The organism is Marinobacter sp. C7 (assembly GCF_022343555.1).
Classification (GTDB): Bacteria; Pseudomonadota; Gammaproteobacteria; order Pseudomonadales; family Oleiphilaceae; genus Marinobacter.
In genome coordinates, this window is the sequence record NZ_JAKQZH010000001.1 from 1,820,892 (window position 1) to 1,834,831 (window position 13,940).

At 58.2% G+C, this 13,940-nt stretch carries 16 protein-coding genes and 1 riboswitch; of the genes, 10 read left to right on the forward strand and 6 right to left on the reverse strand.

The window, feature by feature from the left end; genetic code table 11:
• Positions 1 to 11: 11 nt before the first annotated feature.
• Positions 12 to 620, reverse strand: a complete 609-nt coding sequence (locus MD273_RS08390; protein WP_239037289.1) for an outer membrane beta-barrel protein — start codon at positions 618 to 620, stop codon at positions 12 to 14.
• Positions 621 to 644: 24 nt separating this feature from the next.
• Positions 645 to 1,634, reverse strand: a complete 990-nt coding sequence (locus tag MD273_RS08395) for a hypothetical protein (RefSeq protein WP_239037290.1) — start codon at positions 1,632 to 1,634, stop codon at positions 645 to 647.
• A 282-nt stretch (positions 1,635 to 1,916) separates the two neighbouring features.
• On the opposite strand from MD273_RS08395, the gene MD273_RS08400 reads away from it, so the two are divergent.
• The 8 genes from MD273_RS08400 to MD273_RS08435 all read left to right on the forward strand — a co-directional run bounded on the left by MD273_RS08400 (position 1,917) and on the right by MD273_RS08435 (position 9,392).
• A complete protein-coding gene (locus tag MD273_RS08400) occupies positions 1,917 to 2,297 on the forward strand; it encodes a rhodanese-like domain-containing protein (RefSeq protein WP_239037291.1) in 381 nt (126 codons plus the stop codon).
• A gap of 48 nt (positions 2,298 to 2,345) precedes the next feature.
• Positions 2,346 to 2,447: riboswitch (TPP riboswitch) on the forward strand.
• Between the two features lie 51 nt (positions 2,448 to 2,498).
• Positions 2,499 to 3,503: a thiamine ABC transporter substrate binding subunit gene (gene thiB / locus MD273_RS08405; RefSeq protein ID WP_239037292.1), complete on the forward strand. Its 1,005-nt coding sequence runs from the start codon at positions 2,499 to 2,501 to the stop codon at positions 3,501 to 3,503.
• On the forward strand, positions 3,479 to 5,185 hold the full coding sequence (gene thiP, locus MD273_RS08410) for a thiamine/thiamine pyrophosphate ABC transporter permease (protein ID WP_239037293.1): 1,707 nt from the start codon (positions 3,479 to 3,481) through the stop codon (positions 5,183 to 5,185). Before thiB ends, thiP begins: the two co-directional genes overlap by 25 nt.
• Entirely contained in the window at positions 5,178 to 5,792 is a 615-nt protein-coding gene (locus MD273_RS08415; RefSeq protein WP_239037294.1) for a thiamine ABC transporter ATP-binding protein, read from the forward strand. The genes thiP and MD273_RS08415 overlap by 8 nt, the downstream gene beginning before the upstream one ends.
• A 53-nt stretch (positions 5,793 to 5,845) precedes the next feature.
• Positions 5,846 to 7,009: an ABC transporter permease gene (locus tag MD273_RS08420; protein ID WP_239037295.1), complete on the forward strand. Its 1,164-nt coding sequence runs from the start codon at positions 5,846 to 5,848 to the stop codon at positions 7,007 to 7,009.
• 3 nt (positions 7,010 to 7,012) lie between these two features.
• The gene (locus MD273_RS08425; RefSeq protein ID WP_239037296.1) at positions 7,013 to 7,849 is read left to right on the forward strand and encodes an ABC transporter ATP-binding protein; all 837 of its coding nucleotides are present in this window, start codon (positions 7,013 to 7,015) and stop codon (positions 7,847 to 7,849) included.
• Positions 7,849 to 8,787 (forward strand): MlaD family protein, encoded by a 939-nt coding sequence (locus MD273_RS08430; protein ID WP_239037297.1) that lies wholly within the window; start codon positions 7,849 to 7,851, stop codon positions 8,785 to 8,787. The genes MD273_RS08425 and MD273_RS08430 overlap by 1 nt, the downstream gene beginning before the upstream one ends.
• Positions 8,787 to 9,392 carry an ABC-type transport auxiliary lipoprotein family protein gene (locus MD273_RS08435; protein ID WP_239037298.1) on the forward strand — a complete coding sequence of 202 codons (606 nt, stop codon included), beginning with the start codon at positions 8,787 to 8,789 and terminating at the stop codon, positions 9,390 to 9,392. The genes MD273_RS08430 and MD273_RS08435 overlap by 1 nt, the downstream gene beginning before the upstream one ends.
• A gap of 16 nt (positions 9,393 to 9,408) precedes the next feature.
• Here the strand turns inward: MD273_RS08435 and pgsA are convergent, their stop codons facing one another.
• The 4 genes from pgsA to MD273_RS08455 are packed head-to-tail and all read right to left on the reverse strand — an operon-like array spanning position 9,409 to position 12,780.
• The gene (gene pgsA / locus MD273_RS08440; protein ID WP_239037299.1) at positions 9,409 to 9,969 is read right to left on the reverse strand and encodes a CDP-diacylglycerol--glycerol-3-phosphate 3-phosphatidyltransferase; all 561 of its coding nucleotides are present in this window, start codon (positions 9,967 to 9,969) and stop codon (positions 9,409 to 9,411) included.
• A 7-nt stretch (positions 9,970 to 9,976) separates the two neighbouring features.
• Entirely contained in the window at positions 9,977 to 11,839 is a 1,863-nt protein-coding gene (uvrC, locus tag MD273_RS08445) for an excinuclease ABC subunit UvrC (RefSeq protein ID WP_239037300.1), read from the reverse strand.
• Positions 11,823 to 12,482 carry a UvrY/SirA/GacA family response regulator transcription factor gene (uvrY, locus tag MD273_RS08450; protein WP_239037301.1) on the reverse strand — a complete coding sequence of 220 codons (660 nt, stop codon included), beginning with the start codon at positions 12,480 to 12,482 and terminating at the stop codon, positions 11,823 to 11,825. Before uvrY ends, uvrC begins: the two co-directional genes overlap by 17 nt.
• Before the next feature lie 46 nt (positions 12,483 to 12,528).
• A complete protein-coding gene (locus MD273_RS08455) occupies positions 12,529 to 12,780 on the reverse strand; it encodes a YheU family protein (protein ID WP_239037302.1) in 252 nt (83 codons plus the stop codon).
• A gap of 127 nt (positions 12,781 to 12,907) precedes the next feature.
• Between MD273_RS08455 and MD273_RS08460 the strand changes: the two genes are divergently transcribed.
• Positions 12,908 to 13,612, forward strand: coding sequence for an AzlC family ABC transporter permease (locus MD273_RS08460; RefSeq protein ID WP_239037303.1), 705 nt, complete (start codon positions 12,908 to 12,910; stop codon positions 13,610 to 13,612).
• Positions 13,605 to 13,937 (forward strand): branched-chain amino acid transporter permease, encoded by a 333-nt coding sequence (locus MD273_RS08465; protein ID WP_239037304.1) that lies wholly within the window; start codon positions 13,605 to 13,607, stop codon positions 13,935 to 13,937. The genes MD273_RS08460 and MD273_RS08465 overlap by 8 nt, the downstream gene beginning before the upstream one ends.
• Positions 13,938 to 13,940: the final 3 nt, after the last annotated feature.

Here is a 13,940-nt window from a genome sequence, read left to right on the forward strand (position 1 = left end):
CCTCTTTCGGTTCAGAAAAGGAATTCGGGGCCGATGCTAAAGACGTTGATGTCGGACTCACCGGTTTCGTCCTCGTCGCCGACATCCATGAGAAAGTCCCAGTCAGCCCGTACCCGGAAATTCTCGGAAACGTTAAAGCTGGCACCGAGCCCGGTTCTGAGAGCGACCCCGGTGTCATCGTCGCTGAAACGGAGATTCCCCCCACTGGTCTGCGCAGTGGCTTCATAGTTCAGCTGCCAGAACATTGCGCCGGCTTTGGCAAACACCTTGAAACGCCCCGCTCTCGGCATACCCAGCTGCAGCGTCGCATCGAAAAAGTGACCTTCGACTTCGGCAGAGGCAAAGCCGAGGCCTTCGACTGTGCCCGACGCGGAAACTTCATCCAGGTAACGGTAGCCAAACTCGAAGTTGGCAAAACCGATATACTCGGAACCACCATAGAGACGAGCCGTCACGGCGCTGTCGTCACAGGAGGAAATTTCAGCCCCGGAACAGAAATCATCAACTTCAGCCTGGCCCACGGAAAGGCCAAAATATCCGGGATAGAACTCCACAGCCTGGGCGTTGGATACCCAGATGGAACTAACGGCGATAGCAGCGAATAGTGTTCTTGTTTTCATAGCAGTGACTTCCCTTTCGTTTTATCAGTACAGTGGTGCCACACCAATGTCCTGGCAGTTATCGAAACTCTCTGATTGCCCGTTGACCCAAACAGCAACACCGGTCGCCGGCGCGGTCCCCCCTGCACTGGAGCCAAACCGGACCTGCGCTTCACCGTTACTGGAAACGCTGATAATGCCCTCGACCGGACAGGTCTGCGAATCCTCAAAGAGGATGGAAGTGGGTGTTCCTATGTTGACGTAGCCATTGATGGACGAGCCTACGAGCTTGCCCTGAATCCCGATTCGCGTGGAGGAGCCCGCCCGGTCGAGCCGAGTCTCGGCCGCACTCAGAGCCACATAGCGCTGCCCCCGTTTATACTCCAGGCCCGAGATGGCTTCTGTTACACAACCATCCTCACTGTCAAATTCATATTCAAAGACAAAACCGCTCCGCCCCTTGATGACCAGAGCTTCGTCAGAACTGTCGGCCCCTGAGCCGATGGCCACTCCCGTGATGTTGTAATCCTCAAAGCCTTCACGGGTCTGGGAAGTGTTGGTTTGCGCCGTTTGTCTGTCCACGTACCGGTAACTGCCACTGAGGCGAACGGAGCCCGCACCCGTCGCAACCTCACACTGGTCAAAGCTCCACTGCTCATCCGTATCGGTACCAGAGCCCAAATAACTGACTGTCGCTGTGCCACCACCCTTGCACTGAATGGAACCAGCCTTCCCACCGCTCTGGCTGACGAGATTGCCGCGAACGTTGTCCACCAATGTGAAGCCCTCTTCGAGGTCGCTGTATAATCCCAGCATTCCTCCAATATCGCTCCCCACGGATATGTCTATCGTTTGGCCCGCGTAGTTCTGAGTATCCATTTCCAGCGTATACACCGGAAGGTCCGGCGATTCACACGCCAGGGCAGCCACCGTATCGCCACCATCGCTATTCCCGCTCCCGCCCCCACCGCAGGCAACCAGGGAGGCCGCTCCCAGAATCAGGGATCCTTTCCTCAGCGCACGTGTAACGTCCATTATTGTTATCCTCCAACTGCCACATCCTTGGTCGGTCGACAATGTTCAATTACTGACCAGTCCACTACAAAGATAGACCATCTGATCAGGGAGCAAGTTAAAAATCACAGAAATTCAGCATAGATTTCGCTCTGATACGGGGCATTTAGAGAAACAATGTCAAACTTTGTAAAATATCGGTCAGCCTGTACGGATTTATAATGCTCATGCGATAACGACAATCGCTTCTGGCCTCACGTACACGTACTAATATCCGCAACAGATACTCAGGAGCCTTTCACGATGAAAACAGTTCAGGAGATGGTTCAAGCTGCGAAAGCCGACATCCGGGAAGTTCCACTGGAACAATCCGAGGAAGCCATCAAACAGGCCGACCTGTTGATTGATGTGCGCGAAGCAGACGAATTTCACGCCGGTCACATCCCGGGAGCCGTCAACATTCCCAGGGGCATTCTCGAGTTCAAACTGACCAACGATCCGGCCCTGGAGGATCGGGGGCTGAATATGGTGATCTATTGCAAGAACAGCGGGCGTTCCGCCCTCTCCGCCAAGGCGATGAAGGAGATGGGGTATATTCACGTTCAGTCTATAGCCGGCGGGATCGACGCCTGGCAGGAGGCTGGCAAGCCTTTGGTCAAGCCGGACCTGCCCGAGTTCAACTGATCCGCCTGGTTTTCGGGCGGGCAAACATGCCTGACATGCTATACTGGCTGCCACTCAACGGGGTGCCCTCCTCAAACACCGGGGGCTGAGACCATACCCGCGGAACCTGATCCGGATCATGCCGGCGAAGGGATTGAGCGTTCACCGTTCTGATGAAACCGTGGCATGGTCCCCCTCCGATCCAGATCGAGGACGCGAACCATGCTCAGACAGTCCCTGCCCTTGCTGGCAGCCATTAGCCTGCCACTCGTTGCCAATGCAACGGATAACAACACCCTGACTGTTTATACGCACCCGTCGTTTGCTGCCGACTGGGGGCCTGGCCCGGGCGTAAAAGAGGCGTTCGAGCAACAATGCGGTTGCTCTCTCGACTATGTCGTCCTCGAGAGCGGCGGCGACATACTGCAACGCCTGCGGCTTGAAGGGCAGTCGACCGACGCTGACGTGGTTCTCGGACTGGACACCGGCACCATGGAAACCGCCCGCCAGACCGGCCTGCTTGCTCCCCATGACATCAAGCTTGATGCACTCGACCTGCCCGTCGACTGGCAGGACTCTCTCTTCGTGCCATATGACTGGGGCTATTTTGCCTTCGTCTACGACACCGAGGAGCTGCCCGATCCACCGAAAAGCCTGGAAGAACTGGTCAACGCCCCCAACGATCTCCAGGTAATCATCCAGGACCCCCGGACCAGCACACCCGGCCTCGGCCTTCTGCTCTGGATGAAGGCAGTCTATGGCGATCGTGCGGGCGAGAAGTGGCAGGCGCTCAGCGACAACATCCTCACCACCACAAAGAGCTGGAGCGACGGCTATTTCTCGCTTTTCATGAACGGTGAAGCGCCCATGATCCTCTCCTATTCCACCTCCCCGGCATACCACATGGCCATCGACAAAACCGATCGCTACCAGGCGGCGGAATTTGAGGAAGGCCATTACCTGCAGGTTGAGGTAGCGGCAATGGTAGAGCCCTCGGATCAGAAAGATCTGGCCGGAGAGTTCCTGCGATTTATCCTGACACCGGATTTCCAGCGCCATATACCGCTCAAGAACGTGATGTACCCGGCCATAGACCTGGGTGACGAATTACCGGACGTTTTTGCTCGACTGATTCAGCCGGACGCCACCCTGTTTATCGACCCCGCCAGGGTGGCCGAAAGACGCAAAGCCTGGCTGGACGAATGGCTGAACGCAATGATTCCGTGATGCGTCACTCTCCCTTCGGATACACGCAGGCGCCATTCAGCCATCCGGCCTGGCAGATTGGCCCGGGCCTGACCATCGCCTGCGGCCTGATTGCGTTGACCGTTACCGGCGTGGCAGCGCTGCTTTGGCAGGCTCACCTGCCGGAGGTGTCCGAGCTGTGGCGGAACCGTTACCTGAATAACGTCATTCGCTTCACTGTCTGGCAAGCAACCGTTTCCACTGCCCTCAGCCTGCTGCTGGGGCTGTTCATTGCTCTCGCTCTCGTCCGGCAGCCACGATTCCCCGGCAGAAGACTGCTACTGCGTGTGATGGAGCTGAGCCTGGTTCTGCCCACGATCGTGGCAGTGTCGGGGTTGGTGGCTGTATATGGAAGACACGGATGGCTGACCGCCATCGTTGAACAGTGGACCACGGTCCGATGGAATCTCTACGGGCTGAACGGCATCGTGCTGGCCCATGTTTTTTTCAATGCGCCACTGGCTGGCCGGATCCTGCTCCAGGCGCTGGAATCGGTCCCCGCCCCACGTCGCCGTATTGCCAGTCAACTGGGGCTGAAAGGCCGGTGGCTCTGGCGCACCCTGGATTGGCCGGCCGTGCGCCGCGTGTTGCCGGGAGTGGCAGCACTGGTATTCACTCTGTGTTTTACCAGCTTCGCCATTGTGATGACCTTGGGCGGCGGTCCGGCGTCAACGACTCTTGAAGTAGCCATCTATCAGTCTCTGCGATTTGAATTCGATTTCGGTCGAGCGGCCCTGCTGGCGGTCGTGCAGTTATTGATCTGCGGTGCGCTTTGGTTCCTGATGGTACGTCGAAGTTTGTCCGCTAACCTCTCGCCAGCACGTGAATTTCCGGAATCCATACCCCGGCCGGACAGCCAGGGAGTCAGGCGGCTCCAGGATGTAGCCCTGTTGCTATGTTTTTCCCTTTTTCTCTTGCTGCCACTGGCCGCGGTCCTCTTCCGCGGCCTGCCCGGACTCGCTACGGTAGCGATAAACGGTGGTCAGCCCCTGAACGAGATGACGGAGGCAACGCTGCGTAGCTTTGCCATTGCCCTGCCTGCCGGTGCCTTTTCTGTGTTCTCCGGCCTGCTTGTTCTCTCCATGTCCAGCCGGGGTGGTGGTCACCTCTCGAGGTTATCTTCAGTCGCAACAGCTGTCCCGCTGATGGTGCCTCCAATTGTCCTGGGCACGGCGCTGTTCCTGCTTCTCCGACCAAGCCTCGGAAATTCCTATGACGGTCTGGCCCTCGTTGCCCTGATAAACGGGGTGATGGCATTGCCGTTCGTCACGCAGCTTATGAGAGGCCCGCTGAATAATCTGGACAAATCCACGGTGCGTCAGGCAGATCAGCTTGGGCTCCGCGGCTGGTATCGTTGGCGCTGGCTGCATTGGCCGCGACTCAAGCGTCCGCTTGCTCTTGCCATGGCCTATGGAACGGGCCTGTCACTGGGAGACTTTGGCGTTATTGCGTTGTTCGGCACGCCGGGACAACCCACGATACCGGTTCTGCTTTACCAGCAGCTGGGCAGCTACCGCATGGACCTTGCGGCCGGCACGGCTCTGTGGCTCGTCTGCTTGTTGCTGCTGGTCTTTGCCGCCTTCAGTTTGCCCGGCTACAGACGTAATCACAGGAACCTCGCAGGCAATGTGTTCAAGGCACTCGCGGAGGGCCGCCATGCTTGAGGTAAAGGGGCTGACCTTCAGGTATCCGGAAACAGAAACCATCTGGCGTTTCACGTTTGGCGTCGATCATGGAGAATGCATTGCCATCAACGGCCCCAGTGGTTCCGGAAAGTCCACCCTCCTGAATCTGCTGGCAGGCTTTCTCACGCCGGAATCCGGAACCATTCGCTGGGAAAACCGATTACTGAATGAGCTGCCCCCATGGGAGCGACCGGTAACCAGCCTGTTCCAGGAGCATAACCTGTTTGAGCATCTGGACGTCCAGACCAATATCGGACTTGGGATACACCCGGGACTGAAACTGACCCGTACGCAGAAAGAAGCCATTTCGCACGGCCTCGTCAGCGTCGGGATGACCGGTTTTGAAAGGCGGATGCCGGGAGACCTGTCCGGTGGACAGCGCCAGCGCGTTGCTCTCTTGCGGGCTTTGCTCCGGGATCAGCCCATCCTGTTGCTGGATGAGCCCCTGACCGGACTGGATGCCGAGGCCCGCACCCAGTTACGGGCGTTGCTGCTCCGGCACAAGGCCGCTGGCAAGGTTCTGGTACTGGCCAGCCACGATCAGGAAGACCGAAAGATACTGGCGGATAAGCTACTGAATCTCTAAGCTGTCATTAGCTTGATATTCAATAACTTTCCGAGGTCCGGACGCATCCACAGATGGAACCAAGCCCTCCCCAGTCAAAGGCACCCGGCGAGGCCGAAAACGGCGCCGGCAATGCCAGGTTCGAGTCCGGGCGCCTGATCATTGCCGGCGACTGGACTCTTTCGGGCTACCACTCGTTGTCACAGCAGCTGGCTGCCCTCCGTGCCGGGGCGAGCTCACCGACCACTCTGGATCTATCGGCCCTGAAGCATATTGATACCGCAGGGGCCTCGGTACTGGCATCCTTTTTAGGTCCGGAAGCCCTGGAGCGGCACGTAACTGCGCAAGCAACCCTGCCGGAAGAAAAGGCGGCCCTGTTGCTGGCGGTGGCCCGGTCCCTGGAAGACTGGCAGGAACCGGTACCTCCAAAGGTTTCCCCGATTCGCCTGTTCCTGGGTCATACCGGCCAGCAGGTGGAGGCACTCGGCCGTCTGATCTGGGTGTTGCTCGGATTCATTGGCCAGACTCTCGCCGCCATGGCCTGGGTGCTGCCCCGACCGAAGCGCTGGCGGGTAACGCCGTTTGTGGCGTCCATTCAGGACACGGGGTTGAACGCCCTTCCCATCGTTGCCCTGCTGACCTTTCTGGTCGGTGCCGTTGTTGCCTTTCTCGGTGCCACGGTACTCGAGGATTTCGGCGCCACCATATATACGGTCAATCTGGTGGCGTTCTCCTTCCTGCGGGAATTCGGCGTACTGCTCGCCGCCATCCTGCTGGCGGGACGGACGGCCAGTTCGTTCACCGCCCATATTGGCGCCATGAAGGTCAACGAAGAGCTCGATGCCATCCGAACCCTTGGACTGAGTCCCATCGAACTGCTGGTTCTACCGCGCGTTCTGGCCATGATGATCAGCCTTCCGATCCTGACCTTCGTCGGCATGATGGCAGGCATGGTGGGCGGCGCGCTGGTGTGTGTGCTGTCCCTGGATATCACCCTGACCCAGTTCCTGGCCATCGTGGAAAGGGACATTGCCCTGCGCCATTTCCTCGTCGGCATTTCCAAAGCGCCGATCTTTGCCTTCCTGATCGCCGTCATCGGCTGTCTCGAAGGCTTCAAGGTGGCCGGTAGTGCCCAATCCGTGGGCGAGCACACCACCTCCAGCGTGGTGCAGTCCATCTTTATCGTAATTCTGCTGGACGCCATCGCTGCGCTATTCTTTATGGAAATGGGGTGGTAACCGATGGCGGCAGTCGAAGGCACGGGTCAATCGCAGCACACAGCGGACACAGTTATCGAGGTCAGCAACCTCTGCAATCGATTTGGAGATCACGTTGTCCACGAGAATCTCGACCTTGGCCTGTACCGGGGAGAAATTCTTGGTGTGGTTGGTGGCTCCGGCACCGGAAAATCGGTGCTGTTGCGCAGCATCATTGGTCTGCACAAACCCACATCCGGTGAAATCCGGGTATTCGGCGAAATCCTGGATACCCTGTCTCCCCGGGCACGTTCACGAATGGAACAGCGGTTCGGCGTGTTGTTCCAGGGTGGCGCGTTGTTCACCTCGCTGAACCTGCAGGAAAACATCGCCGTCCCGCTCATCGAGCATGCCGGACTCAAGCGCGCGGACGCGGAGCACGTGGCACGCATGAAACTTGCCCTGACCGGCCTGCCTCCGGATGCGGCGCTCAAGTACCCTGCGGAACTCTCCGGTGGTATGGTCAAGCGTGCGAGCCTGGCACGAGCCCTGGCCCTGGACCCGGAAATCCTGTTTCTCGACGAACCTACAGCAGGTCTTGATCCGATTGGCGCAGCGGCCTTTGACGAGCTGATTGTCACGCTCCGCAATGCCCTGGGGTTAACGGTATTCCTGGTCACCCACGATCTTGACACCCTTTACTCCACTTGTGACCGGGTCGCCGTGCTGTCCCGGAAGCGTGTCCTGATTGCAGATACACTGGAAACTGTCGCCGCCAACCCGGATGAATGGATACAGGATTACTTCAACGGCCCGAGGGGCCGGGCGGCAAGCTATACGGCCGCTGACCGAACACCGAGGCGACAAGGAGAAAACGTCTGATGGAGCCCCGGGCGCATCATGTGATTATTGGCCTGTTCACTGTCCTGGCCGTAGGGGCGGCGCTGATTTTTGCCCTCTGGCTGGGCAAATCGTCCGCGGATCGTGAATGGGCCTACTACCAGATCCGCTTCGACCATCCGATTTCCGGCCTTTCCGAGGGTAATCCGGTGCTGTATAGCGGCGTGCCTGTGGGCGAGGTTCTGGATTTGACCCTGGACCCGGAGAACCCGAGCCACGTTCGCGTTCTGGTGCGGGTGGATCAGGAAGTTCCCATTCGCAAGGACACCCATGTGGGGCTGATCCTCGCCAACATCACTGGCAGCATGAGCGTGCAGTTCCGCGGGGGAACCAGGGAAAGCCCCGTGCTGCAGGGCGATCGCAACAACCCACCGGTCATCAACGCAGATCCTTCTGCATTCAGCAGCCTGCTGACCAACGGCCAGGCCCTGATCGAGAAGACCGAGACTCTGCTGACCAGCGCCAATAATCTGTTCTCTGAGAAGAACATGGAGAATATCTCCAGCATTCTCGAGAATACCCGTGCTGCAACGGACTCCCTCCTGGCTCAAAGGGAGAAACTGCTGGCTCTGATGGAGCAGTTCGACGCCGCGGGCACACGTGCTGAGGAAGCCGCTCTCAAGGTCTCCGACGTTTCCGATAATGCCAATGCCATCCTGCTGGACAAGGTGGCGCCTGTGCTGGACTCCATGGATCAGGCTCTGTCCAGTCTGCAGCCGACCCTGACCCGCCTTGATGACCTGACCCGCACTAACGCCGGCGCTCTCGATGCGGGGCTCCAGGGGTTGGGCGAACTGACTCCAGCCATCCGGGAGCTTCGCAGCGCCCTGCGCAATCTCAACCAGTTTGCCCACCGGCTCGAGGCGAACCCCGCAGGCACCCTGCTTGGCGGATCCGATATCAAGGAAGTTGATCAATGATGAGTCGCGTCAAAGGTATCGCCGCATTGCTGACGTCGCTTGCTGTCACTGCATGCACGGTCTTTCCCGCTCCGGAAGCACCAAGGGTCATGAGCCTCGGTACGGTAGAACAGGTCGAGCGCCTGACGCCCCGACGTCCGCAGTCCCTGAGAGTGGATACGCCGCTTGCGTCCGAACCTCTGAATGGAACCCGCATCCTGACCAGCCCCTCGCCTCACGAGATCCAGACCTATAGCCTGGCCCGCTGGCGGGACAGCGCGCCGGTCTTGATCAGGGATCACCTGATAGACACTTTAAGGCAGAGTGAAGGGTTAACCAATGTGGTCACTGATACCAGCCCGGCCAGTACCGATCTGACGCTGATCAGTGAGTTGTCTGCCTTTCATGCGGAACAGCGGAATGGAAAAACGGAGGTGATTATCGAGCTGCATACGGAGGTCCTGGACAATCGCTCTCGCAAGAGTCTGTGCGTCCGGGACAGACGGCTCAGCCAGGCGGCGGACAGCGGAGAACTGGACGACGTCGTACGGTCGTTCGGTGCCGCAGCCAACCGTTTATCAAAGGAAACCGTTATCTGGGTCTATAACTGCCTGACAGATGACTGACGCAAAATCGATGCGGTCAGGCTGACTCCCGTTCCTCCGGGAACAGGTCAGCCCAGGCCGCCTTCAGATACAGCACCATGGACCACAGGGTCAAACCGGCTGCCATATACAGAAGCGCGATAGCAACATAGGCCAGCGTATTGCCTGGAGGAAATGCCAGCAAACCGACAATTGCCGCCATCTGGGCGGTCGTCTTGATCTTACCGATGTAGGAAACCGCCACACTGGCCCGGCTTCCGATCTCTGCCATCCATTCGCGCAAGGCAGAAATGACGATTTCCCGACCAATAATGACAGTGGCCGGAATGGTCAGCAGCGCCGCGGAATGCTCCTCAATAAGCACCGCCAGAGCCACAGCCACCATCAGTTTGTCCGCAACAGGGTCGAGGAAAGCACCAAACGGCGTGCTCTGGTCAAGCTTACGGGCCAGGTAACCATCAAGCCAGTCAGTCACACCCGCCAGTGCGAAAATCAGCGCGCTGACGATGTAGCTCCACTCCACAGGCAGGTAAAACACCACGACGAAGACCGGGATCATCACGATGCGGGAGAGTGTGAGCAGGTTTGGCAGGTTCATGGGCTTCCTATTCGTCATGCAATGCTGCGTAAATCGTTTCAGCCAGGGCCTTGCTGATGCCCTGCACTTTCGTCATTTCGTCGACACTGGCCTTGCGAATCTCCTGAATCCCGCCGAAGTAGCGGATCAGCTCGCGTCGCCGTTTCGGGCCAACACCTTCAATTCCCTCAAGGGTGGACTGCCGCCGCTTCTTGTCTCGGCGCGCCCGATGGCCGGTGATAGCGAATCGGTGCGACTCGTCCCGGATGTGTTGAATCAGGTGCAATGCGGGAGAATCCGCCGGCACCCGGAACACGTCTCCGGTCATGGCATCAATCAGTTGTTCCATCCCGGCCCGGCGGGTGACGCCCTTGGCGACACCGATAAGCGGGATATCGGAAACTCCGAGCTCGTCAAACACCTCGCGGGCAACGTTCAGCTGCCCCTTGCCACCATCAATAAATACCAGGTCGGGCCGCTTGCCTTCACCCGCAACCATACGCTTGTATCGCCGGGTCAGCACCTGGCGCATGGCGCCATAGTCGTCACCGGCCTTCACATTTTCGATGTTATACAGTCGATAATCGCTCTTCAGCGGGCCATTCTCGTCGAAAACGACACAGGATGCGACCGTGTTTTCGCCATGGCTGTGGCTGATATCGAAGCATTCCATCCGTGAAGGCGTTTCCGGAAGATCCAGCAAGTCCCGCAGGGCCAGTAAACGGCGGTAAACAGTCTCTTTACTGGCCAGGTGCGTCAGCAAGGTTTGCCGGGCGTTGGTCATGGCAAGCTCCAGCCAGCGACGCCTTTCCCCGCGCACATTACCACGTATCCGGGTCTCGCGGTTGGCCGCCTCGGACAGAGCCTCGGCCAGTAGCTCCTCGCCCTCAACATCCACCGGAACCAGAATATCCCGGGGAATTTCGCGGCGGGTATTACCACCAAAATAATACTGGCCCAGAAAAGCGCTGAGCAATTCGCCTTCTGTCTGTTCAATCGAGTACCGGGGGAAATAATCCTTGGTACCCAAAACCCGCCCGCCGCGGACAATAATGACGACAATACAGACGATTCCCGCATCCTGGGCAATGGCTATCACATCAGCATCGCCCCCGGCACTGTCGACGGACTGCTGCTCCTGCACGTGGCGCAGGTGGTTGATCTGATCACGGTAGGCAGCCGCCTTCTCGAACTCAAGATTTGCGGAGGCCTTTTCCATGGCATTCATCAGATTATGGATGATGGCCGGATTCTTGCCCTCCAGGAACATGGCGGCATGGCGGATGTCTTCCTGGTACTGCTCGGGGGTAATGTAACCCACGCAAGGGGCCGTACACCGGTTGATCTGGTACTGAAGACAGGGCCTGGTTCTGTTTCTGAAATAGCTTTCACTACAGGATCTTATACGAAAAACCTTCTGCAGGATGTTAAGACTTTCCTTGACCGCACCCGAGCTCGGGAACGGGCCGAACCAGGTGCCGCCGCCTTTCTTGGTCCGCCCCCTCCGAAACGTCAGGGACGGATAATCCTTGTGGGAAGAAAGGTAAATGTAGGGGTAGGATTTGTCGTCCCGCAGCAGGATGTTATAGGGCGGCCGCAGGGATTTGATCAGGTTCTGTTCCAGCAGCAGGGCTTCTGTCTCGCTGCCGGTAATCGTGACCTCGATAGCATCAATTTTGGCGACCAGGGCCTCGGTCTTCGGTGCCAGACCGGTTTTTCGGAAATAGCTGCTGACACGTTTTTTGAGATTGCGGGCCTTACCGACATACAGCACCTGTCCCGCGGCGTCATACATCCGGTAGACGCCGGGCCGCTCGGTCAACTGCTTCAGGAAGTTTTTGCTGTCGAACTCCCCGTTGTGCTCGGTGTTGGACTCAGACCTTGTCGGCATCCAGCAATCCAAGCCGAACAGCCATCAGGGCCAGTTCCACGTCGCTGGAAATCTCCAGCTTCTCAAAGATCCGGTAACGGTAACTGTTCACCGTTTTCGGGCTCAGGCACAGCTTGTCCGAGATGTCCTGGACCTTTTGACAATCCACGACCATCATCGCAATCTGCATTTCCCGCTCGGACAACCGCTCGAACAGCGACAGCTCGCCATTCTCGTCCTTGTCGCCTGATATCTGCTTGAGCGCCATCTTCTGGGCAATTTCCGGGCTGATGTAACGCTGGCCGGAATGGGCCTGGCGAATGGCTCGTACCATTTCCTGGATGTCCGCGCCCTTCGTGATGTAGGCGCTCGCGCCACTCTGCATCACCCGCGTCGGATAGGGATCGTCTGCACAGGCGGTGACCACAATCACGCGAATGGAGTCGTCAATGCGCAGGATGCGCCGGGTGGCCTCCAGACCACCGATACCCGGCATGCGGATATCCATGAGGACGATATCGGGCCGTTGCTTGCGGACAAAGTCAATGGCGTCTTCTCCGGACGATGCCTGGCCTATCACGTCGATGTCCGGGTTATCAGCCAGCATCCGGGTGATTCCGGAACGAACCAGCTCGTGGTCGTCGACAACCAATACCCTGATCAAGATTCCACCTCGCACACGGCTTCATGAAATACAGCGGGATTCTACCCTACTCGGACATACCCAGTCCGGCAGAATTTTCTACCGGATCAAACCAGACTACCAGCTCTCCTCGCCGGACAGCTGCCAGGACCCGTTCTTTCTCTGCAAGCGGGTCCTCGGTGTCATTAAGGCCATGGTAGCGGGTGCAGTACTCCTCAACCAGCCCCAGAAGTTGGTCTTCTGTAAGTAAACCGGTATCCACCACGAACTTTTCATCCCGGGGATCGGGCTCGGGATGCAGGGCAGCTTCGTCGGTCATTTTCCCTCCTATGAGTATGAGTATGTTAAGGATTTAACCCGCCATGTAGAAGCCCCGGAACATCCGGCAACTTCAAAATCCGGACGTATTTCACTATCATGCCTCGCTTTCAACGGTTTGGATGCTAATGAATCAGTCTGTCTTTCGTCTGACGCTGCCGATCCTGTTCGGTTACATTCCCCTGGGAATGGCCTTCGGGGTATTGTTCTCGACCCAGCTGGATTACCCATGGTGGGCTGCGCCCCTGATGGGTCTGCTCATTTATGCCGGGGCGGGGCAGATTCTGGCCGTCAGCCTGCTGGCCGTCGGGGCCGGTATGCTGGAGGTTTTTGTAGCCATGTTTGTCCTTAACGCGCGCCACCTGTTCTACGGGCTTTCACTCCTTGGCCAGTTTCGGGGTGCGGGATGGCGCAAGGCCTACCTGATATTCGGCCTGACAGATGAAACCTATTCCCTGCTTACCAGTCGTCGCCGCGGCCCGGACCGCCAGCACGAACAGGAACTGGATTTCAGGATCACCGGATTCAATCAGTGTTACTGGGTGATCGGCTGTACCATTGGCGCCCTGCTCGGTGACAACCTGGCGTTTGACAGCACGGGCATAGAATTCGCACTCGTCGCTCTGTTTATCGTGCTCACCATCGAGCAATACAAGGCCCTGAACGACGGCTTCCCGATCTGGGCCGGCGCCGCTTCCGCCGGTATTGCCATGCTGCTGTTATCCCCGGCACACCAACTGATCGGTGCCATCGTCATCGTGACTGCTGTACTCCTGCTTCACTACCGGCGCCTGAGAGACACCAACGGCAAGGAAGGTACATCCCATGGCTGACCTGCCCTACCTGCTTTCCTTCATTGCCGTGGCCGCCGCGGCCACCTTCGCGACCAGGGTAATCCCGTTCGTCTTCTTTGAACGCCACACCGAACATCCACTGATCAAGCATCTTGGCAGGTACCTTCCTGCTGCCGTCATGGCGTTGCTGGCAACGGTATTTCTCACCCGCTCGGGAGACTGGAATGCAACCCCTCCCGGCATAGACGCGCTACTTCCCGGATTGCTGGTGGTAGCAATCCACCTCTGGCGTCGAAACGCCCTGCTGTCCATTGCCGCGGGCACTGCCGCTTACATGGCCATCCAGCAAACCGGCTTTCTCTGAGGA

What these genes read in the sequence shown, in the direction of transcription:
- MD273_RS08435 (WP_239037298.1), top strand. Translation starts at nt 8,787, where the DNA reads ATGAGTCGCGTCAAAGGTATCGCCGCATTGCTGACGTCGCTTGCTGTC.
- MD273_RS08455 (WP_239037302.1), bottom strand. Translation starts at nt 12,780, where the DNA reads ATGACCGACGAAGCTGCCCTGCATCCCGAGCCCGATCCCCGGGATGAA.
- MD273_RS08430 (WP_239037297.1), top strand. Translation starts at nt 7,849, where the DNA reads ATGGAGCCCCGGGCGCATCATGTGATTATTGGCCTGTTCACTGTCCTG.
- thiB (WP_239037292.1), top strand. Translation starts at nt 2,499, where the DNA reads ATGCTCAGACAGTCCCTGCCCTTGCTGGCAGCCATTAGCCTGCCACTC.
- thiP (WP_239037293.1), top strand. Translation starts at nt 3,479, where the DNA reads ATGGCTGAACGCAATGATTCCGTGATGCGTCACTCTCCCTTCGGATAC.
- pgsA (WP_239037299.1), bottom strand. Translation starts at nt 9,969, where the DNA reads ATGAACCTGCCAAACCTGCTCACACTCTCCCGCATCGTGATGATCCCG.
- MD273_RS08395 (WP_239037290.1), bottom strand. Translation starts at nt 1,634, where the DNA reads ATGGACGTTACACGTGCGCTGAGGAAAGGATCCCTGATTCTGGGAGCG.
- uvrC (WP_239037300.1), bottom strand. Translation starts at nt 11,839, where the DNA reads ATGCCGACAAGGTCTGAGTCCAACACCGAGCACAACGGGGAGTTCGAC.
- MD273_RS08420 (WP_239037295.1), top strand. Translation starts at nt 5,846, where the DNA reads ATGGAACCAAGCCCTCCCCAGTCAAAGGCACCCGGCGAGGCCGAAAAC.
- MD273_RS08425 (WP_239037296.1), top strand. Translation starts at nt 7,013, where the DNA reads ATGGCGGCAGTCGAAGGCACGGGTCAATCGCAGCACACAGCGGACACA.
- MD273_RS08390 (WP_239037289.1), bottom strand. Translation starts at nt 620, where the DNA reads ATGAAAACAAGAACACTATTCGCTGCTATCGCCGTTAGTTCCATCTGG.
- MD273_RS08415 (WP_239037294.1), top strand. Translation starts at nt 5,178, where the DNA reads ATGCTTGAGGTAAAGGGGCTGACCTTCAGGTATCCGGAAACAGAAACC.
- MD273_RS08400 (WP_239037291.1), top strand. Translation starts at nt 1,917, where the DNA reads ATGAAAACAGTTCAGGAGATGGTTCAAGCTGCGAAAGCCGACATCCGG.
- MD273_RS08460 (WP_239037303.1), top strand. Translation starts at nt 12,908, where the DNA reads ATGAATCAGTCTGTCTTTCGTCTGACGCTGCCGATCCTGTTCGGTTAC.
- MD273_RS08465 (WP_239037304.1), top strand. Translation starts at nt 13,605, where the DNA reads ATGGCTGACCTGCCCTACCTGCTTTCCTTCATTGCCGTGGCCGCCGCG.